The sequence below is a fragment of the Pseudomonas sp. gcc21 genome, from assembly GCF_012844345.1.
Classification (GTDB): Bacteria; Pseudomonadota; Gammaproteobacteria; order Pseudomonadales; family Pseudomonadaceae; genus Halopseudomonas.
Genome location: NZ_CP051625.1, coordinates 3,187,535 through 3,210,937 on the forward strand (window position 1 = coordinate 3,187,535; position 23,403 = coordinate 3,210,937).

The window sequence follows — 23,403 nt, forward strand, 5'->3', positions numbered from 1 at the left end:
GCAAGAGTTCAAGCTTCATAAAAGAAAATGCCGTGGGCCAGGTAGGGGCCAGATGATGAAAAAGCTCGATACACAGAAACTATCCGCCATGCGTGGCAACCGAACAATCACCGGCTTGTTTGCCGTCCTGATCGTTTCGTTGTTGTTGCTGTTCGTCAACTTCCTTTACCTGAATATTCAAAGTGCATACGACACTGAATATATCGGTCACTCCGGTGAGCTAAGGGTGCTGTCGCAGCAGATTTCCAAATCGGCAACCGAAGCAGCAACCGGTACGCCTGAAGCGTTCGGCCTGCTGGCTGCCGCCCGTGACGATTTCCAGGAACGCTGGGATTATCTGTCCAAAGGCCGCGAAGAAACCGGCTTGCCTGCAGCGCCAGCCGCCTTGCAGGAAGAGGTTGCCCGGGTTCAGGAAGACTGGGATCGCGTACGTCAGAACGCTGACGCGATTCTTGCCACCGAAGCCACGGTTCTGTCCCTGCATGAAGTAGCAGTGACTCTGGCCGATACGGTGCCGCAGCTCCAGGTCGAATACGAAGATATCGTGGATGTGCTTATCACAGCCGGCGCCAGCGCCAGCCAGGTTTCTCTGGCGCAGCGTCAGTCGCTGCTGGCCGAGCGTATTCTTGGTTCGGTAAACAGGGTTCTTTCGGGTGACGCTGACTCGGTACTGGCTGCTGACAGCTTTGGCCGGGACGCCAGCCTGTTCGGTCGCGTGCTGCAAGGTATGTTGCAGGGCGACGAGGATCTGGGGATCACTCAGGTAACTGACGAAGACGCCATCATGCGCCTGAACGACGTTGCCGACATGTTCAGTTATGTATCGGATTCGGTTGACGAGATCCTGCTGACTTCGCCGGAGCTGTATCAGGTACGTCTGGCAGCCAACGACATTTTCACCGACTCCCAGCTCCTGCTGGAAAACGCGTCTGATTTGTCCCGCGGTTTTGAAGAGCGCAGCGACGCGCGCTGGACCAATACCCTGGTGGGCTACGCGCTCGCTCTTATCGCCCTCGGTTGTATCTTCCTGATCGGCGTTCAGATGACCCGCGAAACCCGCGCACGTCTGGCTGAAACCGCAGAGAAGAACGAGCGTAACCAGGCGGCTATTCTGCGTCTGCTCGACGAGATTGCTGACCTGGCCGATGGTGACCTGACGGCCGAAGCCACGGTAACCGAAGACTTTACGGGCGCCATCGCCGACTCGATCAACTTCTCGATCGACCAGCTGCGCGCCTTGGTGGAAACCATCAACCATACCGCCCTGCAGGTAGCTACAGCCGCACAGAGTACCCAGAGCACCGCGATGCATCTGGCCGAAGCGTCCGAGCATCAGGCTCAGGAAATCGCCGGCGCCTCGGCAGCTGTAAACGAAATGGCCGTGTCCATTGACCAGGTATCCGCGAACGCTGCCGAGTCCTCCGCGGTAGCCGAACGTTCGGTAGCCATTGCCAACAAGGGCAACGAAGTGGTGCAGAACACCATCGTCGGTATGGATACCATTCGCGAGCAGATTCAGGATACATCCAAGCGAATCAAACGACTGGGCGAGTCCTCTCAGGAAATTGGCGATATCGTCAGCCTGATCAACGACATTGCTGACCAGACCAACATTCTTGCCTTGAACGCTGCGATTCAGGCCTCCATGGCGGGCGACGCAGGGCGAGGCTTTGCGGTGGTCGCGGATGAAGTACAGCGTCTGGCTGAACGTTCGTCCGGTGCAACCAAGCAGATCGAAGCGCTGGTGAAGACGATTCAGACCGATACCAACGAAGCGGTAATCTCCATGGAACACACCACTGCCGAGGTTGTGCAGGGTGCACGGCTGGCGCAGGACGCCGGTGTTGCCCTGGAGGAGATCGAAAAGGTATCAACCAGCCTCGCTGCATTGATTCAGAATATCTCCAACGCTGCTCGTCAGCAGGCTTCCTCCGCCGGTCATATTTCCAACACCATGAACGTGATCCAGGAAATTACTTCGCAGACTTCCGCGGGTACGACCACTACTGCACGAAGCATTGGTGAACTGGCCAAGCTGGCTGAAAGCATGCGCCAGTCGGTAGATGGCTTCACCCTGCCGCAGCAGAACGGCTGACCGATGCAAGGGGCCTGCGGGCCCCTGTAGCCGGCTAACGCGAGGGGCTTACTGTGAAAGCGTCGAACTGGTCATTGCAGCATTTGCCGGATATGGACGATACACAGTTCCGTCAATGGCAGGCATTGCTCGAATCACGCACAGGTGTATGCGTGGGTGAGCAGCGTAAGTTGTTTTTGCAGACCAGTCTGTGTGCACGGATGCGCGAGAAACAAATGACCGACTACCAGACCTATTACGAGCATGTGACTCAGGGGCCGATAGGCGCCATCGAGTGGTCGGCATTGCTGGACAACGTGACCGTCCGCGAAACCAGTTTCATGCGGCACAGACCGTCCTTCGACTGTGTCGCGCGGCATCTACAGCAGCGCATGACCAATGCTTCCGATAAGCGCCCGTTGCACTTGTGGAGCGTGGGTTGCGCAAGTGGCGAAGAGGCCTACTCTCTGGCAATCACCAGCGCTCAATGTTTGCGTTCAGCCGGTAGGGATGAAACCGATTTCGGTATATGGGCGAGTGATATCAGCCCCAAGGCCCTTCAGCAGGGACGTGTCGCCGAATACTCAGCTGCGCGGCTGGGAGGTCTGACGCAGACAGAACGATCCACCTGGTTTCGCGCTCTCAGGGACGAACGGTATGCAGTCATACCGGCGCTGCGCGACAGGGTTTGCTTTACCCGCCTGAATATTCTCGAACTGGCCCAGGCCCCGATACGGGAACTGGATATCATTTTCTGCCAGAACCTCCTCATCTATTTTCGCCGTTGGCGTCGTCGCGATTTGCTCAACATGCTGGCCAGCCGACTGGCGCCGGGTGGCATGTTGATCATCGGTTTAGGTGAGATTGTGGACTGGAAAAATCCCTTGCTCGAGCGGGTACCCGATGACCGGGTCCAGGCTTATGTGCGACGGGAAAGCAACGGAAGTCTGGAGTGAATATGGGTGATCGGCATGATTATGTCGCCCTCGACTGGGTCAAAGGCGAAATTTCCGAGACGTTGGGCCAGGCACGCCAGGCTCTGGAAGCTTTTGTAGAAAACCCCGAGGACTCAACACGTCTGCGTTTTTGCCTGACCTATATTCATCAGGTTCACGGCACCCTGCAGATGGTCGAGTTTTATGGCGCAGCGTTGCTGGCTGAAGAGATGGAGCAGTTGGCGCAATCCTTGATGCATGGCACCGCAAGCCGTGAAGGGGAGGCGCTGGAAGTACTGATGCAGTCCATATTGCAGATGCCTGCGTACCTCGATCGGGTACAAAGCGGCCGACGCGACCTGCCGTTGGTGCTGTTGCCGCTGCTTAACGATATGCGTTCGGCAAGAGGCGAAAAGCTGCTTTCTGAAAACGCTCTGTTCAGCCCGGACCTTGGCAAACCGAGTGAGACGGACGTTTCGCCGTCCCCTGAATTTGCCGACGACCTCATCGTTCTGCGACTGCGTAAATTGCGTCAGGCGATGCAGATGGCGCAGGCAGGGATCATCCGGGAACAGAACGTAGCTGCCAACAGCCATCAGCTGGGCAGGGTTTTTGCGCGTCTGGAATCCTTGTTCCAGGGCGCTCCCTACGGAGACCTGTGGACCATTTTCGCTGGCGTCGCCGAGGGTTTGGAGCTTGGCTCCATCGAGACAGGCACCGCGATACGCAACCTGTTACGAGAGGGCGATCGCGAGTTGCGCAGGCTGACCGATAAAGGCATTGCCGCCCGAGGCGAGACACCTCCCCCTGACTTGCAACGCAACCTTTTGTTCTATGTCGCCAAAAGTCTGGGTAGCAGTCCCAGATTGGATGCGCTCAAGGACCGTTACCAGCTGCGCACGTTATGGACTCAGGCAGAGCGTGACGCGCAGTCATCTGGCAGTCGACTGGTCGGGCCGGATCGCAGTGCAATGCAATCAGTAGTCGTAGCGCTGGGGGAAGAGTTGTTGCAGGTCAAGGAGCGGCTCGATCTGTTCGTGCGCAGTGATCGCTCCGAACTGGCTAGCCTCAAGGCTCTGTTGCCCACCCTGAAGCAGATTGCGGACACGTTGGCCATGCTTGGACTCGGCCAGCCACGACGTGTATTGCAGGATCAGATAGTCCAGTTGGAGCAGCTCGCCCGCGGCGACACCCTGGTTGATGATGCCGGCCTCATGGACATCGCTGGCGGGTTGCTATTCGTTGAAGCCAGTCTGCAAGGTGTATCGGGACAGGAGCGCGGGGAAGCTGTTGAAACCGATGACGAATCCGAAACGAGCCAGGCTCCGGTTAGCCAGGATATGGCGCAGGTGCATCAGCAGGTTGTGCAGGAGGCGCGGAATGCGCTCGAGCATACCCGCGACGCAATCAACTCGTTCATAGCCCAGCAATGGAGTCACGATCAGCTCGAACCTGTCGACGAATGTCTCAACAGCGTTCGCGGCGGCATGGAAATGCTCGGATTGCAACGCGCCGCCGACACCCTCGGTGCCTGTCGTTTGTACGTTATCGAGCAGTTGATCACGCCCCAGTCTGTTCCTGATTGGGAATCGCTCGATGCGTTGGCCGATGTCATCACCAGCATCGATTATTACCTCGAGCGGCTGGCTGAGGATGATACCGACCGCGGCGACAGCATTCTCTCGGTAGCCGAGGAACGCCTCGCGGTGCTTGAATATGACCCCGCGAGCCTGTCGCGGCGTAAGGCAGAAGCCGAAAGCCAGTCGAGTACGGAAGCCTCGCTGGAGCCGGCTGTGGTGCAGACGCCGGTAGTCGAGGTGGAGGACGCCGAGGAGCTGGACACGGAGCTGGTCGAGATCTTTATTGAAGAAGCCGGCGAAGTGCTGGAGGCACTGGCCGAGTTCACTCCGATCTGGCAGGCCGATCCTGAGAATCACAAGGCGCGCGCCGAAGTACGACGGTCTTTCCATACCCTCAAGGGTAGCGGCCGGATGGTACGTGCTGGCGTACTGGCCGAACTCTCCTGGTCAGTTGAGAACATGCTCAACAGGGTGATTGACCGCAGTATCGAGCTGACGCCCAGCGTGTTCTCGGTAATCAATGCCGTGCGTGAGCTGATGCCCCGTCTGGTGGAAGATTTTGCAACAAATACCCAGCAGCAGTTACCAGAAGTAACCCAGTTGTCCGGTCATGCTGACGCGTTAGCCAAAGGGCTACCGCTGCCAGAAGAGACGCCCGAACCCGTGCAGCCAATCGACGAGGCCGTCGATCTTGGCGAGGCTGAGGAAGCGCTTGATGGCGACGCCCTGATTGCTGGTACGGCTTCTCAAGACCAAGACGTTTTGACTGAGCCAGAAAGCGAGCTGATCGAACCCTCGTTGAACTCCCAAGAGCAGTCTATTGACGAGGTTCCTGAATCTGTCGACGTTGAAAGTGTCGGTGAGGAATGGATAAGCGCCGAGCTGGATGCTGAACTGCTCATCGGCTCTGAGGATGCTCCCTCGCAGACGGAAGAGGCCACTCAATCGCTATTGGCCGATTCGGTTGATGCAGATGAAGAACTGACGCCAGCTTCGGAAACGCTTGAACAGTCTGATGCAGCGCCGCAACCCGACGCCGATGCAATCGCTGCGATGCTGGAAGCGGAGCAGGCCGAAACTGATTCGCCCGTTGATGTAGCGCAAACGCAGGTCACATTGGACGACGATGCGCTTGCCGCGGCCGGCGGCATGGATCCGGTACTGTTGGAAATCTTCAACAACGAAACGCGCGTTCACATTGAGGAGATCCGCCGCTTCATCGCCCGCTGCGAAGATTCCGTCCCGCAACCAATCAGCGATGCGTTGCAGCGTGCACTGCATACTCTCAAGGGTAGCGCGCACATGGCTGGTATCCAGCCGATCGCGAGACTTGTCACGCCATTGGAGAAACTGGCGAAGGACTTCAAGGGCAACCTGATAGACGCCGATGCGCCGCTCGCAGCGCTGCTTGACGAAGTCGTCAAAATGATCGAAACGGGCCTGGTGCAGCTGCAATCCGACCCTGAACGCGTGATCGACGGAACCGATAGCTTCCTTGAGCGGGTGCAAGCGCTTCATGCTGAAGGACTCAGCCAGCTCGAAAGCCGTCGCTCCGATGCGGAAGACAGCCGCGATATCGAAGCAGGGTTGCTATCGATTTTCCTTACTGACGGCATAGAGCTGCTGTTGGACGCGACCGATGCGCTGCAGGACTGGCGCCGAGGTGAAGGCGAAATCGACGGGTACGGCCTGGTTCGCAGCTTGCGAGAGCTGGGAGAGGTCGCAGGGGATGTTGAGCTGAGTACGCTGGAAACCCTATGTCAGCGTCTGGAAGAAGTGCATGAGGCTATCCTCGACGGTCGACTACAGCTTGATGACAGTGTCGCGTTAGCCCTCGAAGCGGCCCACGACCGCTTGATCGTCATGATGGATCAGGTCGCCTCCCACCAGTTCGTCGTGCCTGCCGAAAGTGAGATGGCGACGCTGCAAGCGCTGTTTGTTGATGAGCGCACCCCTGAAGCTTTCGCTCCCGTCACGGAAGAGGCGCTGACCGAGTCGCAGGCATCTATTGTCTCTCAAGCCTCGCCAGACGAAACGCCGCCTGGCATGTGGCATCCGCGTGAAGCGGTTACCGACCACGAACTGGTCGATATCTTCCTGGAAGAGGCACAGGAAATTATCGAGAGTTCAGGCGAAAGTCTGCGTACCTGGCTTGACGACACGGGCAACAACATTGCAGTTGAAGCCTTGCAGCGTGATCTTCATACGCTCAAGGGCGGCGCACGGATGGCGGAAATCCGACCTGTTGGGGATTTGGCGCACGAGCTGGAATTCCTCTACGAAGGCGTTTGCGAATTCCGCTACCAACCGAGCGAGCATCTCGCTGCGTTACTGCACGCCTGCCATGACAGCCTTGCCGATATGGTCGAAGGTGTCACCGCCGGGCGCCCGATAAGCGATGGCTTGGGGCTGATCGGTGCCATCCGCGCTTACCGTGCCCATCCCGACCTGCCTGTAGAATTGCCTGCTCGCGATTCGGCGGCGCAGTCGGAATTCAATGTACAGGCAAGCGGCGCGGCAACCACCGTACTACCCGCTGCATTTTCTCAGCCCATGCAGGGCATGCTCGCGATGTTCCTCGAGGAGGCGCGCGAGCTGCTCGAGCCTTGCGCTGCGTTACTGCAGCGCAAGGAAGATGACCCCACGGCTGCCCACGATCTCCTGCACAGAGTGCAGACACTGAAAGGCAGCGCACGTCTCGCCAACCAGCACGATCTGGCTGAACAGGCAAAATTGCTGGAAACCGCGCTGCATGAAAGCGAGCCGGACCACGTCGAGCTGTTGGAGCGTTCGTTGAGCGAGCTTCAATCGGCAATCGAAATGCTCGCTGCGGGGCAGGAGCTGTCGACAATTGACTGGTCGCTGACTGCGCACACACAGCCTGGCGCTGTAACGACTACCAGCCAGTCTGCGGACAAGCCCCGGATTATCGATTCAGGCAAGACACTGGCCGACGTCAAAGCGATCCTTCAGAAGGCCATGGAAGCAGGGGACGAGCGCCGAACAAGCACCCGCAATAGCGCACAGGAAACCGTCAAGGTTCCTGCTGGCCTGCTCGAGGACCTGGTAAACCTGGCGGGCGAGACCTCCATTTTCCGGGGCCGCATCGAGCAGCAGGTAACAGACTTGAGTCATACCCTGCAGGATGTTGAAAGCACCATTGAGCGGGTCAGGGATCAGTTACGCCGACTGGATATGGAAACCCAGGCACAGATTCTGTCGCGCCATCAGGAGGAAATTGAACAAGCCTACGAAGAGTTCGATCCGCTTGAAATGGACCGGTACTCCCAGCTCCAGCAGCTGTCCCGTTCATTGTTCGAGTCGGCGTCCGACTTGCTTGATCTGAAAGAAACGCTGGCCTCCAAGAGCCGCGATGCTGAAACCCTGCTGATCCAGCAGGCTCGGGTTAATACCGAATTGCAGGAAGGTCTGATGCGTACCCGGATGGTACCGTTCGACCGCCTGCTGCCCCGCATGCGCAGGGTGGTCAGACAGGTTGCCGGCGAGCTGGGCAAACAGGTCGAACTGGTCGTCGGTAATGCTGAAGGGGAAATGGATCGCAGCGTGCTGGAGCGCATGATCGGTCCGCTGGAGCACATGCTGCGTAATGCTGTTGACCATGGCATCGAAATGCCGGCGGGGCGCGAAGCTGCTGGCAAGCCGGAAGAAGGCCGCATAACGCTGGATCTGCGCCGCGAAGGCAGCGAGATCGTATTGCAGCTCGCCGATGACGGTAAGGGCATCAACCTTGATGCGGTACGCCGCAAGGCCATCGAGCGAGGCTTGCTGGATTCTGATGTTGAATTGTCGGACGACGAGATTCTGCAGCTTATCCTCGAAGCAGGTTTCTCTACCGCCGACAAGGTTACCCAGATATCGGGTCGCGGCGTCGGCATGGATGTGGTGAACGCGGAGGTCAAGCAGCTCGGCGGTAGCATGACGTTGTTGAATGAGCCGGGCCAAGGCACCGCCTTTACCATCCGCCTGCCCTTTACCGTATCGGTGAACCGCGCGCTGATGGTTTACTCGGGCGATGATCTGTTCGCCATTCCGTTGAATACCATCGAAGGTATCGTGCGTGTATCGGGCTACGAGCTGGAGGCTTACTATGCTCCGGACGCGCCACCCTTTGAATACGCCGGTAAAACCTATGATCTGAGGTATCTAGGAGAGCTGCTGGTCACCGGCCAGCAGCCACGGCTAACCGGGCATTCACTGCCGCTGCCGGTCATCCTGGTGCGCGGGGCCGAACACAGCATGGCCGTTCAGGTGGACGCCCTGGCAGGCTCGCGAGAGATTGTTGTGAAGAGCCTCGGCAAACAGTTTGCGGTCGTTCCGGGTATCTCGGGTGCCACCATTCTTGGTGATGGCCGTGTCGTGGTCATTCTCGATCTGCTCGCTGTCATTCGTGCCCAGCAGGCGTTGCAATCACAACAACGTCTGGCCGCCGAGCGCGCTCTGGCCATCGGCGCGCCAGCCGAGGAACGCTCAACACTGGTCATGGTGGTGGATGACTCGATTACTGTTCGCAAGGTCACTACTCGACTGCTTGAGCGCCACGGTATGGAAGTGGTCACGGCCAAGGACGGGGTGGAAGCCATTGCCATGCTGCAGGATATCCAGCCGGATATCATGCTGCTGGATATCGAGATGCCCCGCATGGATGGTTTCGAAGTAGCCACGCTGGTGCGTCATGATGAGCGGCTCCAGGACCTGCCGATCATCATGATTACCTCGCGAACCGGCGAGAAACACCGTGAGCGGGCACGAACTATTGGTGTTAACGATTACCTCGGCAAGCCCTATCAGGAGACCGAGCTGCTCGACACCATAGGCAAGCTGGTTACCATCCGTGAATGAGACAAGAGTCTGTTCCCGTTTCATCGCGGCTCCGTCCCTTCGGGTGGGGCCGCCCGGGCTGCGGTTTCACATGACGCCATGCGGCGTTGCGGGGTCTGGCAAGGAAACGGCCATCAACTGTGCTGTTCGCGATCCAGATGAATTTGGTGGAGGCAGCAAGCCCGCCGGGAGCGGGCGCGGCCTTGCGGATCGTTGCCAGTCCTTGCGCCCTTTGACACAGCAACGCGGTTCGCAATGAAACGGCAACACACCCTGGCACCAGCCATCGCCTTGCTCGCCAGCCAGCCAGCCAAGCGAAAGCTGCTGGCCGAGGTGCTGGGCGAGTTTGGCTATCGCGTGGTATTTGCCAGCGAACCTGAGCGGCTGAATTGTGAGCAACTGGCGGCGGTTGATCCTGATGCATGGTTGCTGGAATTATCCGAGGAATCGGAACTTGCCGAGTGGCTGCTTGAACACAGTCCGGTGCCGGTTCTTCTGGGGACCGGGGAAGTACCTGACCGGCACAGCGACGATTACCCGCGCTGGAAACGCAGGTTATATAACAAGCTTCAGCCTCTGCTGGGCGACCCGCCAGAGGGGCAGGCACCCAGTGTATCGGTAGCGCCGCCTAACCACTCAGGCGTGCCTGTTGCCCGGTGCGTCTGGTTACTTGCGGCTTCGCTTGGCGGACCCGCGGCAGTGAAGAGTTTCCTGGATGCATTGCCAGCCGATCTGCCAGTAGCCTTCATCTACGCACAACACATCGATGCAGGCTTCGAATACAAGCTTCCGCAAATACTGGGACGTCACAACAACTGGCGGTTCTTCAATTGCGAGGAAGGCTCACGTTTGCATGAAGGCGAGGTAATGGTCGCGCCGATTACTCGCGTAATAGAGTTTGGCCCCGCCGGAGAGGTGCGATTATCTGACCAGCCCTGGCCAGGGGCTTACCAGCCTGCTATCGAGGTGCTACTGGACGAGATCGTCAAGGCTTTCAGTCCGGGCTGTGGCGCGATTATCTTCAGTGGAATGGGCGAAGACGGAGTGAATGCGTGCGGGCGCATGCATGAAAAAGGCATGCAGGTGTGGACGCAAAATGCGGAAAGCGCCGCTTGCGCGACCATGCCCCTGGCGGTTCAGCTGGCCGGATACAGCAGTCGGCAGGGATCACCGGAGGAGCTCGCAGCGGCGATGCAGCAATGGGTCGACGAAGAGTGGCTTGTTGCGCTCTAGCGCCCTTGAAAGCCAGCGCAGCCCAGCTTTATCTTCCGCCGAATCAATCAGGGACGCTCCAGGCGGCACCAACGCACGGCCGGGATGCCGGGTTACAACATGATCGCGACGAGGGGTCGATAGACCTGGCGCCACGGATAATATCGAGAGGACAAGATGGCAACGTCAGACGCATTGGATAGCTTGAATGGACTGGTTGTACCGCTGGCTACAAAACCCCTTTTACTGCCTAACATCGCGGTTGCCGAGCTTGTGGGTTACCGCCTGAGTCAGCCGGCTACGGAAGGCCCCGAATGGTTTCTTGGCTGGACAACCTGGCGAGATCAGCTGGTTCCCCTGATTGATCCGGAACGCCTGCTGGGGCAAAACCCGTCGCCGGATAGTACCGCCCAGCCTCGCACGCTGGTGCTCAACGCGCTGGGCGGACGGTCGGGGCTGAAGTTTGTCGGCATGCGGATCGCTGCTATCCCACGTTCACGCAAGGTCATTCGTGGCGAAATCGAAACCAGAGCCGAAGGGGCTGAGTTCGTGCTCCAGGAGATCAGCCTGGGTGGCGATTCAGAGACTATGTTGATCCCCGACCTGCTGGCCATCGAACAGGCATTGGCCGATACCGGGTTGTTACGCGCCTGACGCGCGACTAGCCGAAGCCACGGGCCGGGCTTGATCCTGGCCGGTTTTTCAATCTGGTATCGGAATACTCAAACGGGCTTCGGTGCCACCGCCGCCGCGGTTGAGCAACTGCACCGTTGCGCCGTGGGTATCGGCTATGCGCTTGACGATCGCCAGACCCAATCCGGTTCCCTTGGTTGAGCGCGCCCGATCACCCCGGGTGAAAGGCGTGAACAGGGACTCCGACTCGGCAGGCTCAATGCCAGGCCCTCTATCCAGCACTGCAACCACCAGGTAACGCTGGGCCCCGGTACGGGTTTCGTAGGTACAGACTTCCACCCCTGAACCGCCGTGCTTGAGTGCGTTTTCGATCAGGTTGGTTATTGCGCGCTTGATCGATAGACGGCGTAGCGGTGTCGACGGAACAGGTTCAAGACACAGTCGCACCTTTTCTTCTCCGGTATTGAGCGGCGCGGCTACTTCCCTGATCAGCTCGTTGATATCCGCTGGCTCGGACGCTTCGGCATTGCCCTCGCGAATGAAGGCCATGAACTGGTCGAGGATCGCGTCCATATCCTCAATATCCCGGATCATTCCTTCGGTGAGCTCTGGATCGTTGGATGAGAGCATTTCGGTAGATAGCCGCATGCGTGTCAGCGGGGTGCGCAGATCATGCGACACACCCGCGAGCAGTAGAGTGCGATCCCGGTTGGCCTGCTCGACGTCATGGGCCATCTGGTTGAAGGCCCGGTATACCTCGGCAATTTCAGCCGGCCCTCCAGTATCCAGCAAGCGGATTCGCTGTCCGCGCCCGACCCGCCGGGCGGCCAGTTCCAACACCTTGAGCGGTCTGTTCAGCTGGCGCACAAAGATCCAGGCGGTTGCGGTGGACAACATACCGATTGATAACAACCAGGTGACCACCCACCAGATGCGCTGGCCGCGTAGTGGATGCGCATAAAGCGGAACCTTCAACCAGTTATTCCCATAATTGGCTTGATGGATCCAGATGGCTGGCTCTTCGCGGGTCCGCACCCGTACCTGAGTGCGGTCACCGAGCTCGTCGCGTACCTGATTGGTGAAAATGCCGGAATAAGGCCAGTGAATTTCCCCTTGCGGAACACTTTCCTCGGGAACCAACTCCATGCCGGTCATGCGTTCGAGGTCAGCACGGGCCTCGGGATTGCTGGTCCAATAAGCATGTACCAGCATCGCGGTGCCATGGCTATATTGGCGGTCGACCAGCAGATCCTCGTTGCTCATCAGATAGACAATGGTGAGCAGCTTGGAGAACAGCGTGACCACCAACACCAGGAGGAGGGTTCGGGCGAAAAAACTACGCGGCAGTAAAGGATGCCAGCCGGGGCCTCCCTTCACTTGCCGTCCGGTACGAATACGTAGCCCACGCCCCAGACTGTCTGGATATAGCGTGGCTTCGACGGGTCGGGTTCAAGCATGCGGCGCAGACGGGAAATCTGAACGTCGATTGAACGCTCCAGTGCATCCCATTCGCGGCCGCGTGCCAACTGCATCAACTTGTCCCGCGTCAACGGTTCGCGTGGATGCTGGACCAGCGCTTTGAGCACGGCGAATTCCCCGGTGGTCAGCATGTGGACCTCGTCGCCGCGTTTGAGCTCGCGGGTCGACAGGCTGAGCACGAAATCGCCAAAGGTTACTTCGTTATCATCCGAGCTCGGCGCACCCGGCACCTGCGGCGACTGTCTACGCAGCACGGCCTTGATACGCGCGACCAGCTCCCGCGGATTGAACGGCTTGGGCAGATAGTCGTCAGCGCCCATTTCCAGGCCTTCGATGCGGCTGGTCTCATCGCCCTTGGCGGTCAGCATGATGATCGGCGTGCGGTTACCCTGATCGCGCAGCCGTTTGCACGCCGTCATTCCGTCTTCACCGGGCAGCATCAGATCGAGCACGATCAGCGAGTAGAGCTCACGAGCCAGCAAACGGTCCATCTGCTCGGTGTTTTCAACTGCGCGCACGCGATATTCCTGCTCCGTGAGGAAGCGCTCCAATAGCCGTCGCAATCGTACGTCGTCATCGACAATAAGGATCTTTTCGCCTTCGCTGTTCATGCGTCTCGCCTTGTCTGATATGGGAATCATTGTCGCGCAAGCCGTCCGGTTTGCTCATTGACCCCTTGTTACAGGAAATGTCAGGTGGCGCTCGATCGGTTTAAAAAGCCGCGCCGTCCCGTAGCCCTTTCAGCCTTGTATTAATACACCTTAGCCGTTGGCAGCAAGGGCTGCTGCGTCCAGTTTCCTCGTTTGCGGCGAGACTCGGTTATACTGCGCGGCTCGTTGAAAAGACTGGGTGCCCGTGCCGATGGAAAGTATTGCTTCACGTATTGCCAGCGAGCTGGCAGTTCGCCCCGAACAGGTGGCCGCTACTGTAAGCCTTCTTGATGAAGGTTCCAGCGTTCCGTTTATCGCGCGCTACCGGAAGGAAGTTACCGGCAGTCTTGATGATACCCAGTTACGTTTTCTTGAGGAGCGGCTGCGCTATCTACGCGAACTGGATGATCGGCGCCAGAGCATACTCTCCAGTATCAGCGAGCAGGGCAAACTTACGGCGGAGCTGGAGCAGAGCATTCGCGAGGCCGACACCAAGACCCGTCTTGAAGACCTGTATCTACCTTACAAGGTCAAACGCCGCACCAAGGGTCAGATCGCCATTGAAGCGGGTCTTCAGCCCTTGGCCGACCAGTTGTTTGACGATCCCGGCCAGGATCCCGGCCAATTGGCGACGGGGTTCATTGACGCCGACAAGGGCGTGGCTGATGCCAAGGCCGCGCTTGATGGCGCGAAGTACATTCTCATGGAACGTTTCAGCGAAGACGCGGCATTGCTTGAGCGTCTGCGTCAGGCGATGCGCCAGGACGGGCGGCTGACGTCACGCCTGATTGCCGGAAAAGAGCAGGAAGGCGCCAAATTCCGCGATTACTTCGAGTATGACGAAGCGTTCCGCAACGTGCCTTCACATCGGGCATTGGCGATTCTGCGCGGGCGCAACGAAGGCATATTGAGTATCGCGCTGCAGCTGGGCGACCCGGATGCCCCGGCAACTGCTACGCATCCCTGTGAAGGCATGATCGCAGAAGCCTTTGGTATCCAGGATCAGGGCCGTCCGGCTGATAAATGGCTGGCTGAGGTGGTGCGCTGGACCTGGCGGGTCAAGCTGCTTGGTCATGTCGAAACCGAGCTGTTGGGTGATCTGCGCGAAGCAGCCGAAGACGAGGCGATCCGCGTCTTCGCCAACAACCTCAAAGACCTGTTGCTCGCTGCACCGGCTGGCCCGAAGGTCACGCTGGCAATGGATCCGGGCCTGCGCACCGGAGTCAAGCTGGCCGTCGTCGATGCCACCGGCAAGCTGGTCGACACCGCGACTATCTTTCCGCATGCCCCGCGGAACCAGTGGGATCAGTCTCTGGCAGTGCTGACGACGCTGTGCAAGAAGCATGGCGTTAATTTGATAGCCATCGGTAACGGCACGGCTTCTCGTGAAAGTGACAAGTTGGCCGGTGATCTCCTCAAGCTGTGTCCAGACCTGAAGATGCAGAAGATCACGGTTTCCGAAGCGGGCGCTTCGGTGTATTCGGCTTCGGAGCTGGCTGCCAAGGAATTCCCTGATCTGGACGTTACCTATCGTGGTGCGGTTTCCATCGCGCGGCGTCTGCAGGACCCGCTCGCGGAGCTGGTGAAAATCGAGCCCAAATCCATTGGCGTGGGACAGTATCAGCATGACGTCTCTCAGCTGAAGCTGGCGCGCAGCCTCAACGCGGTGGTCGAAGATTGCGTGAACGCGGTTGGGGTAGACCTGAACACGGCTTCGATGCCCTTGCTTACCCGTGTATCCGGCCTGAACCCGACCATCGCGCAGAATATCGTCGACTATCGCGACGCCCACGGCGCATTTGGCAGTCGTCGTGAGTTGCTCAAGGTGGCGCGCCTTGGCGCCAAGACCTTTGAACAGGCGGCCGGCTTTCTGCGAGTGATGGGAGGAAATAATCCGTTGGATGCCTCCGCTGTGCACCCCGAGGCGTACCCGCTGGTCGAGCGTATCGCCGAGCAGACCGGCCGCGATATTCGCGGGCTGATTGGCGACTCTGCTTTCCTGCGCAAACTTGAACCGGCCAAATTCACCGACGAACACTTCGGTATTCCGACAATCAGCGACATCCTCAAGGAGCTCGACAAGCCGGGCCGTGACCCGCGCCCCGAATTCAAGGCTGCCGCATTCCAGGAAGGCGTGGAAAAAATCGGCGATCTGACACCCGGTATGGTGCTTGAGGGGGTAGTCAGCAACGTGGCGAATTTCGGCGCATTCGTGGATATCGGCGTCCATCAGGACGGGCTCGTACACATTTCCATGCTTTCCCACCAGTTTGTCAAAGACCCGCGTGATGTGGTCAAGGCCGGGGATATTGTCAAGGTAAAAGTGCTCGAAGTTGATGTGCCTCGCCAGCGTATCAGCCTCACCATGCGCATGGATGATCAGTTGGGCGCGACTGCGTCTGGTGCTGCTGGTTCTGCTTCGGCCCGCAGTGGCGAACGCCGCTCTGATCGCTCTGGATCGCGGGGCACGGCCAGGCAGGGTTCAGCTAACGCTGGCGCCCAACCCGCCGCCACTGGTACGTTTGCCAACCTGTTCGCTAACGCCAAAAACCTGAAGAAGCGCTGACATGATCCAACATCCCAAGCTGACCGAAATAATGGAAAACCGCATGAGAGCCTTTACGCAGGCGCTGGGAATCCAGTTCCATTCAATCGAACGCGGAAGCTGTATTTTGCGACTGCCGGTGCTGGAGCACCACTTCAATTCCACCGAGCGCGTGCATGGCGGGGTGATATTCAGCCTGTTGGATTCGGCCATGGGCGCCGCCGCGTTCAGTGTGCTGGAAGCTAACGAGAGCACGGCCACCATCGAAGCCAAGATCAACTACACCCGTGCGGTGACCGGCGGCGAGCTGGAGTGCACCGGCAAGGTTGTGCATGCGGGAACGCGCACCATCATCGTTGACGGCGAAATCTGGCAGGACGGTACACTGGTTGCCAAGTGTCTTGGCACCTTTGCACGTATCTGAACGCTTCTATACTGACAAAAATCCGGTGCGCGCGCTGTCACCGGTTTCTACGTTCAAGGAGTGACAACTTTGTCACCAACGCTTAGCCAATATCTCGAACTTCTTGGTCAGTCGGCTTGCCGGGAGCACCTACGCGGCTGCAAACACGGTATCGAGAAGGAAAGTCTGCGGATCACTGAACAGGGTGCATTGGCTCAGACTCCGCATCCCGCTGCGCTGGGCTCGGCCCTCACGCATCCGACCATTACCACGGACTACTCCGAAGCGCTGGTAGAGTTGATTACGCCGGTCTGCACCCGTATCGACGGGTTGTTCGATAACCTCGACCGTATTCATCGCTTTACCTACAGCCAACTGGGTGATGAGCGGCTGTGGATTCAATCGATGCCCTGTCTGTTGCCGGAGCGTGACCAGGATATTCCGATTGGCTGGTATGGCACCTCCAATATCGGCATGCTCAAGCATGTCTATCGCCGCGGCCTGGCCATTCGTTACGGTAAAGCCATGCAGTGCATCGCAGGTATTCACTACAACTTTTCGCTACCCGACCAGGTTTGGCAGCTGTTACAACAGCACGATGGCGACCAGGGCTCCGCGCAGGATTATCAGTCGGCCCGTTACATGGCGATGATTCGCAATTTCCGCCGCTACTCCTGGCTGCTGATGTATCTCTTTGGCGCGTCACCCGCGGTCTGCGCGAGCTTTCTACAGGGGCGCGACCACAAGCTGCAGAAGCTGGGCGAAAAAAGCCTGTACCTGCCGTACGCGACCAGTCTGCGGATGAGCGATCTGGGTTATAACAACAACGCCCAGTCCGGCCTGAATATCTGTCACAACGGGCTGGATCAGTATATCCAGAGCATGCAACAAGCTATCAGCATGCCCTACGCGCCGTACGCTGAGATGGGCACCCACGACGCACAGGGCAACTGGCAGCAGCTCAATACCAATCTGCTGCAGATCGAAAACGAGTTCTACAGTCCGATCCGGCCCAAGCGCATCACGCGCAGCGGTGAAAAGCCGGTGCATGCGCTGGCATCGCGCGGCGTGGAATATATTGAAGTGCGTTGCATGGATATCGACCCCTTCGCGCCGCTTGGGATCGAGCCCGCTACTGCGCGGTTCCTGGACAGCTTCCTGTTGTTCTGCGCGCTACAGGAGAGCCCCGAATTCGAGCCGGCAGGCTGCGAGGAGGCGGCCCTGAATTTCGACCTGGCAGTAAAGCGTGGTCGGGAGCCAGGTCTGAATCTACGACACAACGGAACCGCCTATGCGCTCAAGGACTGGGGGTTGGGCTTGCTGGACGACATTGCCGCCTGCTCGCAACTGCTCGATCAGGCGCATGGGACGTCCGACTTCAGTGACAGCCTGAATCAGCAGCGTGACAAACTGCACAATCCGGTTCTGACGCCTTCTGCACGGGTGCTTGCGGAGATTCAGCGACACGGCAACAGTTTCTTCCGCTTCGCCTTGGCGCAGTCAGAGGCGCACCGCGAGTATTTCATGGCGCGGCCACTGGATACCGAGAGCATGGATGCATTTCGCCGTCAGGCGGAGGTATCGCTGACCGAGCAGACCGCGATCGAAGCGGCGGACGACGTGGATTTTGACACCTTTGTTAGTAGCTACCTGAGCCAGTAACGTCGGGTAGCTAGTCATATCAATGGCGGAGCCTGTCCTGAGATGGCGGGCTCGCGCTGCTTTCAAGTTGGTACGCCGAATTCTGGTGGAAGTCTGAGGTTAGCTGCCACGAGCCGACAGGTCGGCGCCGACACGCTGCAAGTACATCCCTGTAAGCTCGTCGATGACATCTCTGTCATCCCACGGTCGGCTCAACCCTGTCGCGTCGCTTCGCATAGAGTTTTGAGTTTCCGGAAGGCATAACCCAAAACGGGTTCAATTCTCGGTATCACACCAATGCCAGTTCAAGCCCGCCGGGTGTCAGGGTGGAGCAAGTGTCGAAAACAGGGATGTTTTCGTCAAGCCCCCAGGGATGGGTTCACGGCGTCTTGCGTAATCCTGGCAGTCGGCGGGCGACCGGCTCCAGATATCTCCCCACCCCCAGTGCGTCTAGCTTCCAGCTCATTGAGTAATGAGATTATTGAACAGCAGATCCGTGACCAGCGGTTGGCCTTCCTCTTCTTCCAACACTTGCTGGACCGCTTGCAGTGCTTCGCTGCGCAGCTGCTCTTTGCCTTCCAGCCCGGCCAGCGCGTCGGGGGTCTGGCGGGCAAAGAGCGTGACCAGGGTGTTGCGTATCAGTGGGTCGTGATATTCGATACGGGACACCGCGGCAGCGTCGCTGGCACGTAGCGCCACGTCGACTTTCAGATACTGCAGGCGTGGACCGGGGCCGATAGTGCCTATGAACGAGGGTTTCAAGTCCACATAAGGTGATGCGGCAGGCGTTTCGGTCGCCGCCTGGGCCGGCAACCCCGCAGCGATTGCCAGAGCCAGGGCCAGGCATGCCTTCTTTAATCCTTTCACGTTTACTACTCCGCTGGTTTTGCCACAGCATATCCGAGCAGAACGGTAGCGCCAAACCATTACGCCCGCCGGTCTTATGCATGCTGATCACGCGCAGGCATGTTGATTGACCGGTGCGCAGCGTATACCGCTAGACTGTCGGAAAACCGCGCAAGGGAGACATCATGAAAGCCGTATTATGCAAAGAGTTCGGACCGGCCAGCAGCCTGGTCTTTGAAGAGACCACCGATCCAGTCGCTGGTGATAACCAGGTGGTTATCGATATCCACGCTGCCGGGGTCAACTTTCCCGATACGCTGATCATTCAAGGCAAGTATCAGATCAAGCCGCCTTTTCCGTTCTCCCCGGGCGGTGAAGCCGCAGGTGTCGTGGCCCGCGTCGGCAGCAACGTCAAGCATGTGAAGCCCGGTGACCGGGTGATGGCCCTGACCGGCTACGGCAGTTTTGCCGAAAAGGTTGTTGCAGACGCGGCGAAGGTATTGCCGATGCCCGACGACATGGATTTCACCACAGCTTCAGGTTTCAGCATGACCTACGGCACTTCCATGCATGCGCTGACGCAACGGGGCGAGCTCAAGCCGGGCGAGACGTTATTGGTGCTGGGTGCGTCCGGTGGCGTTGGCCTCGCGGCAGTCGAAATCGGTAAAGCCATGGGTGCACGGGTCATCGCTGCGGCATCGTCCGCTGAAAAACTCGAGGTTGCTCGCAATGCTGGCGCTGATGAGCTGATCAACTACAGCGAAGTCAGCCTCAAGGACGCGGTCAAGGAACTCACCGGCGGCAAGGGCGCGGACGTGATTTATGATCCGGTCGGTGGCGATCTGTTCGACGAGGCGGTTCGCGCAATCAACTGGAAGGGACGGTTGCTGGTGGTCGGTTTTGCCAGCGGGCGTATCCCCGATTTTCCGGTGAACCTGGCACTGCTCAAAGGATCATCGATTGTCGGTGTGTTCTGGGGATCCTTCGCCGCACGCGAGCCACAGGCTAATCTGGACAACTTCCGCCAACTGTTTGCCTGGCATTCCGAGGGAAAACTGAAGCCGCTGGTGTCTGAGCGCTTCGCATTGGGCGAATATGAGCAAGCCCTGGAATTGCTCAGCTCGCGCAAAGCAGTGGGCAAAGTGGTCATGCAGATTCGCTAGCATCATCGGTGTCTGTTGCCGTTTCGTCGGCTCGCGACGAAACGGGGCAGGCCCGGAACGGGTGCTTACCGCTGCGCGCCAGCGAACTCCTGCTGGCGCCAGGCCTCGAATACCAGAACGGCTGCGCTATTGGACAGGTTCAGGCTGCGGCTGTCTGGCAGCATGGGTATGCGAAGTACCTGGTCGGCTGGCAGGCTTTCACGAATCTCCGCTGGCAGGCCGCGGCTTTCCGGCCCGAACAGAAACATATCCCCCTCGCTGAAACGCACGTCAGTATAACTGCGCGTACCCTTGGTACTCAGCGCAAATACTCTTTGCGGCTGTACCTGTGCCAGGCAGCTGGGAAGATCCGGGTAGGTTTTCAGCTCGGCAAACTCGTGATAATCCAGCCCCGCACGGCGTAGCCGCTTATCGTCCAGCTCGAAGCCTAACGGCTCGATCAGATGCAGGGTGCAGCCGGTATTGGCGCACAATCGGATGATGTTGCCGGTATTCGGTGGAATCTCCGGTTCAAGCAAGGCGATATGGAACATGCTGGCGTATCAGGTCAGGTGGCAGGATTGGCCGGCAGTGTATGTGCCGGCGGACGCCAGCGGCAAGTTGCTCATGCGAATAGTCGGCCGCGCCTGCGGTTGCAGCATCGTTAGATATCTATCGCTCCACCATCAACGGCTATTCCACCTCTTCTTCTTCCGCGCCTTCGCTGTTCATGCCCAGTTCCTTGATCTTGCGGGTCAGGGTGTTGCGCCCCCAGCCAAGCAATTGGGCGGCGTCGCGACGTCGGCCAGCGGTATGCTTCAACGCGGTTTCGATCATGATTCTTTCGAATGCCGGCACTGCCGCATCCAGCAGATTGGTTACACCGCGAGCCAGTTCCTGATCGGCCCAGTTGCGCAGGCTGAGTTCCCAATGGTCACCGGCGGCGGTGTCCTGCTGCTGGGTAAGCATCTCCGGCGGCAGGTCTTCAATCAGGACTTCACGGCTTGATGCCATCACCGTGATCCAGCGACAGGTATTTTCCAGCTGCCGAACGTTGCCCGGCCAGGGCAGGGTGCTCAGGTATTCCTGGGTCTGGGGCGTGAGCACTTTGGGCTCAACAGACAGCTCCTGCGCGGCACGGGCCAGGAAATGCTGCGCCAATGTGGGTATGTCCTGACTGCGCTCGGCGAGCTTCGGAATATGAATACGGATAACGTTCAGGCGGTGGAACAGGTCTTCACGGAATTTACCGGTCTGTACCAGACCCTCGAGGTTCTGATGTGTAGCAGCGATGATACGTACGTCGACCTTGATCGGAGTGTGGCCACCGACGCGATAAAACTCGCCATCGGCCAGCACACGCAATAACCGCGTCTGAGTCTCGGCCGGCATATCGCCGATCTCATCGAGGAATAGTGTGCCGCCATCCGCCTGCTCGAAACGCCCCCTGCGCTGCACCGCTGCGCCGGTAAAGGCGCCCTTTTCGTGGCCGAAGAGTTCCGACTCCATCAGGTCCTTGGGTATCGCTGCCATGTTCAGGGCGATAAACGGGTTACGCGCGCGCGGGCTGTGCCGGTGCAGGGCATGGGCGACCAGCTCCTTGCCGGTGCCGGACTCGCCGTTGATCAGCACGGTAATGTTCGAATGCGACAGCCTACCTATGGCGCGGAAGACCTCCTGCATTGCCGGCGCTTCACCGATGATTTCCGGTGTGCGCATCTGAGCGGTTTCCTGGGCAGCGCTCTGCTGCTCGCGGCTGTGGGCGAGGGCACGCCGAACCAGCGCCACCGCTTCATCGACATCGAAGGGCTTGGGCAGATATTCGAACGCACCGCCCTGGTAGGAGGCCACGGCGCTGTCGAGGTCGGAGTGCGCCGTCATGATGATCACCGGGACTCTAGGGTGCTGATCGCGAATTTGTGCCAGCAGATCCAGGCCACTGGTGCCGGGCATACGAATGTCGCTGATCAACACGTCCGGATGCTGGCGCGACAGCTTGGCCAGAGCGCTATCGGCGCTGTCAAAACAGACCGGCTCCATTCCTTCCTGCTGCAGGGCCTTGTCCAGAACCCAGCGTATTGAGCGGTCATCATCAACAATCCAGACGTTTTCGGCTCGGCTCATGCATTAGTCTCCGGGGTGTTGTTCTAGCGGAAGGAAAAGGTTGAACTGGGTGTGACCGGGCAAGCTATCGCATTCAATCAGCCCCTGGTGCTGGCTGATGATGTTCTGCGTGATGGAAAGGCCCAATCCGGTGCCATCGGGACGGCCACTGACCATGGGATAAAAAATACTGTCGAGCAGCGCAGGGGGAATACCCGGCCCGTTATCAATGACTCGCAGATGGCAGACCAACCGGTGGCGCTTGTGACCGATGGTGAACTGTCGTAGCGCACGGGTCTGCACGATGATGCGGCCTCGTTCAGCCTGGCTATTTTCGGTGATCGCCTGCATCGCGTTGCGCACGATATTGAGCACTGCCTGGATAAGTTGCTCGCGATCGCCCATCAGCTCGGGAATGCTCGGATCGTAATCCCGCTGCAAATCGATCCGCCCGTGTGTTTCGGCCTGTATCAGATGGGCGACCCGCTCGGTTATCTCGTGGATATTCAGCGGTTGCAGGCTCGGCGGTCGGTAGGGGCCCAGCATGCGGTCGACCAGATTGCGCAGACGGTCAGCTTCTTCAATGATGACGTCGGTATAGTCACGCAGCGATTGGTTGGGCAGTTCCCGCGCCAGCAACTGCGCAGCGCCTCGGATGCCACCCAGAGGGTTCTTGATCTCGTGGGCGAGGCCGCGTACCAGCACTTTGGTGACTTCCTGCTTGGCGAGTTGGGCTTCTTCCTTGGTGATACGCAGCAAGCGGTCGCGCGGATGCACTTCCATCAGGATCCAGTTATGTCCGGCCGCCGCAAGCGGCGTCACCGTGTAGTCCACGACCAGACTGTTGCCGTTGTTCAGGCTGAGCTGCGCCTCACGTTTGGTGAAAGCGTGCATGTTGTCCAGCGCATCATGCAGGGAGGCCAGGGCCGAGGCGCGGTCGTGAAAGAAGTCCCCTACAGGTTGCTGCTGCAGTCGCTGACCGCTTACTTCCAGCAGCATTTCCGCAGCCGGGTTCAGATAACCCAGGCACAGCTGGTCGTCCAACAATACGACGGCGGTGGTGAGGTTCTCGAGAATCTGAATCCGGTTCGGCAGCATAGTGGTCCCCAAAGGTTTGATAAGTTAAATGCAAGAAGCGAACCAGCCGGGAGCGCTACTCACAAATGAGGGCATTAAAAGCGAGGGCGGGCCTCATTTGAGATCATTATCTTCCGCGTGGCCCATCTATGGGGCTGCTGATTTTCTAGCGGTTCGCCTGAATGGGCGAGAGCGCACCAGAACTCCGCACGTCACGCGGCTGGGTGAGGCGTGAGCCGCCGGC

General features: G+C 58.8%; 15 protein-coding genes. 9 read left to right on the forward strand and 6 right to left on the reverse strand.

The annotated features are described in order from the left end of the window. Window positions 1–55 precede the first annotated feature (55 nt). The 5 genes from HG264_RS14690 (at window position 56) to HG264_RS14710 (ending at window position 11,294) form a co-directional block, all read left to right on the forward strand. The gene (locus tag HG264_RS14690) at window positions 56–2,095 is read left to right on the forward strand and encodes a methyl-accepting chemotaxis protein (protein ID WP_169409158.1); all 2,040 of its coding nucleotides are present in this window, start codon (window positions 56–58) and stop codon (window positions 2,093–2,095) included. Window positions 2,096–2,187: 92 nt separating this feature from the next. After that, the gene (locus tag HG264_RS14695) at window positions 2,188–3,030 is read left to right on the forward strand and encodes a protein-glutamate O-methyltransferase CheR (protein WP_372240245.1); all 843 of its coding nucleotides are present in this window, start codon (window positions 2,188–2,190) and stop codon (window positions 3,028–3,030) included. 2 nt (window positions 3,031–3,032) lie between these two features. Beyond that, window positions 3,033–9,449, forward strand: coding sequence for an Hpt domain-containing protein (locus HG264_RS14700; protein WP_169408330.1), 6,417 nt, complete (start codon window positions 3,033–3,035; stop codon window positions 9,447–9,449). A 234-nt stretch (window positions 9,450–9,683) separates the two neighbouring features. Further along, window positions 9,684–10,661, forward strand: a complete 978-nt coding sequence (locus HG264_RS14705) for a chemotaxis protein CheB (protein WP_169408331.1) — start codon at window positions 9,684–9,686, stop codon at window positions 10,659–10,661. A gap of 156 nt (window positions 10,662–10,817) precedes the next feature. After that, entirely contained in the window at window positions 10,818–11,294 is a 477-nt protein-coding gene (locus HG264_RS14710) for a chemotaxis protein CheW (protein ID WP_169408332.1), read from the forward strand. A gap of 48 nt (window positions 11,295–11,342) precedes the next feature. Here HG264_RS14710 and HG264_RS14715 read toward each other — a convergent pair whose 3' ends face one another. Both HG264_RS14715 and ompR read right to left on the reverse strand, forming a co-directional pair. Then, window positions 11,343–12,650, reverse strand: coding sequence for an ATP-binding protein (locus tag HG264_RS14715; RefSeq protein WP_256663692.1), 1,308 nt, complete (start codon window positions 12,648–12,650; stop codon window positions 11,343–11,345). Then, on the reverse strand, window positions 12,647–13,363 hold the full coding sequence (ompR, locus tag HG264_RS14720; RefSeq protein WP_169408333.1) for a two-component system response regulator OmpR: 717 nt from the start codon (window positions 13,361–13,363) through the stop codon (window positions 12,647–12,649). Before ompR ends, HG264_RS14715 begins: the two co-directional genes overlap by 4 nt. Window positions 13,364–13,613: 250 nt before the next feature. Here ompR and HG264_RS14725 point away from each other — a divergent pair, with 250 nt between their 5' ends. The 3 genes from HG264_RS14725 to gshA all read left to right on the forward strand — a co-directional run bounded on the left by HG264_RS14725 (window position 13,614) and on the right by gshA (window position 18,012). Continuing rightward, the gene (locus HG264_RS14725) at window positions 13,614–15,968 is read left to right on the forward strand and encodes a Tex family protein (RefSeq protein ID WP_169408334.1); all 2,355 of its coding nucleotides are present in this window, start codon (window positions 13,614–13,616) and stop codon (window positions 15,966–15,968) included. 43 nt (window positions 15,969–16,011) lie between these two features. After that, a complete protein-coding gene (locus HG264_RS14730) occupies window positions 16,012–16,371 on the forward strand; it encodes a PaaI family thioesterase (RefSeq protein WP_169408335.1) in 360 nt (119 codons plus the stop codon). A 69-nt stretch (window positions 16,372–16,440) separates the two neighbouring features. Further along, the gene (gene gshA / locus HG264_RS14735; protein ID WP_169408336.1) at window positions 16,441–18,012 is read left to right on the forward strand and encodes a glutamate--cysteine ligase; all 1,572 of its coding nucleotides are present in this window, start codon (window positions 16,441–16,443) and stop codon (window positions 18,010–18,012) included. A gap of 441 nt (window positions 18,013–18,453) precedes the next feature. Here gshA and HG264_RS14740 read toward each other — a convergent pair whose 3' ends face one another. Continuing rightward, window positions 18,454–18,858: a flagellar basal body-associated FliL family protein gene (locus HG264_RS14740; RefSeq protein ID WP_256663693.1), complete on the reverse strand. Its 405-nt coding sequence runs from the start codon at window positions 18,856–18,858 to the stop codon at window positions 18,454–18,456. Window positions 18,859–19,022: 164 nt separating this feature from the next. On the opposite strand from HG264_RS14740, the gene HG264_RS14745 reads away from it, so the two are divergent. Then, window positions 19,023–20,000 carry an NADPH:quinone oxidoreductase family protein gene (locus HG264_RS14745; RefSeq protein ID WP_169408338.1) on the forward strand — a complete coding sequence of 326 codons (978 nt, stop codon included), beginning with the start codon at window positions 19,023–19,025 and terminating at the stop codon, window positions 19,998–20,000. Between the two features lie 65 nt (window positions 20,001–20,065). On the opposite strand, the gene trmL is transcribed toward HG264_RS14745, so the two are convergent. The 3 genes from trmL to glnL all read right to left on the reverse strand — a co-directional run bounded on the left by trmL (window position 20,066) and on the right by glnL (window position 23,180). Beyond that, window positions 20,066–20,533: a tRNA (uridine(34)/cytosine(34)/5-carboxymethylaminomethyluridine(34)-2'-O)-methyltransferase TrmL gene (gene trmL / locus HG264_RS14750; protein WP_169408339.1), complete on the reverse strand. Its 468-nt coding sequence runs from the start codon at window positions 20,531–20,533 to the stop codon at window positions 20,066–20,068. Window positions 20,534–20,672: 139 nt separating this feature from the next. After that, entirely contained in the window at window positions 20,673–22,103 is a 1,431-nt protein-coding gene (ntrC, locus tag HG264_RS14755; RefSeq protein WP_169408340.1) for a nitrogen regulation protein NR(I), read from the reverse strand. Window positions 22,104–22,106: 3 nt separating this feature from the next. Beyond that, window positions 22,107–23,180, reverse strand: coding sequence for a nitrogen regulation protein NR(II) (gene glnL / locus HG264_RS14760; protein WP_169408341.1), 1,074 nt, complete (start codon window positions 23,178–23,180; stop codon window positions 22,107–22,109). Window positions 23,181–23,403: the final 223 nt, after the last annotated feature.

Bases quoted from the DNA above. Each gene is read 5' to 3' on its own strand.
- HG264_RS14690 (WP_169409158.1), top strand. From the start codon at position 56: ATGAAAAAGCTCGATACACAGAAACTATCCGCCATGCGTGGCAACCGA.
- HG264_RS14695 (WP_372240245.1), top strand. From the start codon at position 2,188: ATGGACGATACACAGTTCCGTCAATGGCAGGCATTGCTCGAATCACGC.
- HG264_RS14700 (WP_169408330.1), top strand. From the start codon at position 3,033: ATGGGTGATCGGCATGATTATGTCGCCCTCGACTGGGTCAAAGGCGAA.
- HG264_RS14705 (WP_169408331.1), top strand. From the start codon at position 9,684: ATGAAACGGCAACACACCCTGGCACCAGCCATCGCCTTGCTCGCCAGC.
- HG264_RS14710 (WP_169408332.1), top strand. From the start codon at position 10,818: ATGGCAACGTCAGACGCATTGGATAGCTTGAATGGACTGGTTGTACCG.
- ompR (WP_169408333.1), bottom strand. From the start codon at position 13,363: ATGAACAGCGAAGGCGAAAAGATCCTTATTGTCGATGACGACGTACGA.
- HG264_RS14725 (WP_169408334.1), top strand. From the start codon at position 13,614: ATGGAAAGTATTGCTTCACGTATTGCCAGCGAGCTGGCAGTTCGCCCC.
- HG264_RS14730 (WP_169408335.1), top strand. From the start codon at position 16,012: ATGAGAGCCTTTACGCAGGCGCTGGGAATCCAGTTCCATTCAATCGAA.
- HG264_RS14745 (WP_169408338.1), top strand. From the start codon at position 19,023: ATGAAAGCCGTATTATGCAAAGAGTTCGGACCGGCCAGCAGCCTGGTC.
- trmL (WP_169408339.1), bottom strand. From the start codon at position 20,533: ATGTTCCATATCGCCTTGCTTGAACCGGAGATTCCACCGAATACCGGC.
- ntrC (WP_169408340.1), bottom strand. From the start codon at position 22,103: ATGAGCCGAGCCGAAAACGTCTGGATTGTTGATGATGACCGCTCAATA.
- glnL (WP_169408341.1), bottom strand. From the start codon at position 23,180: ATGCTGCCGAACCGGATTCAGATTCTCGAGAACCTCACCACCGCCGTC.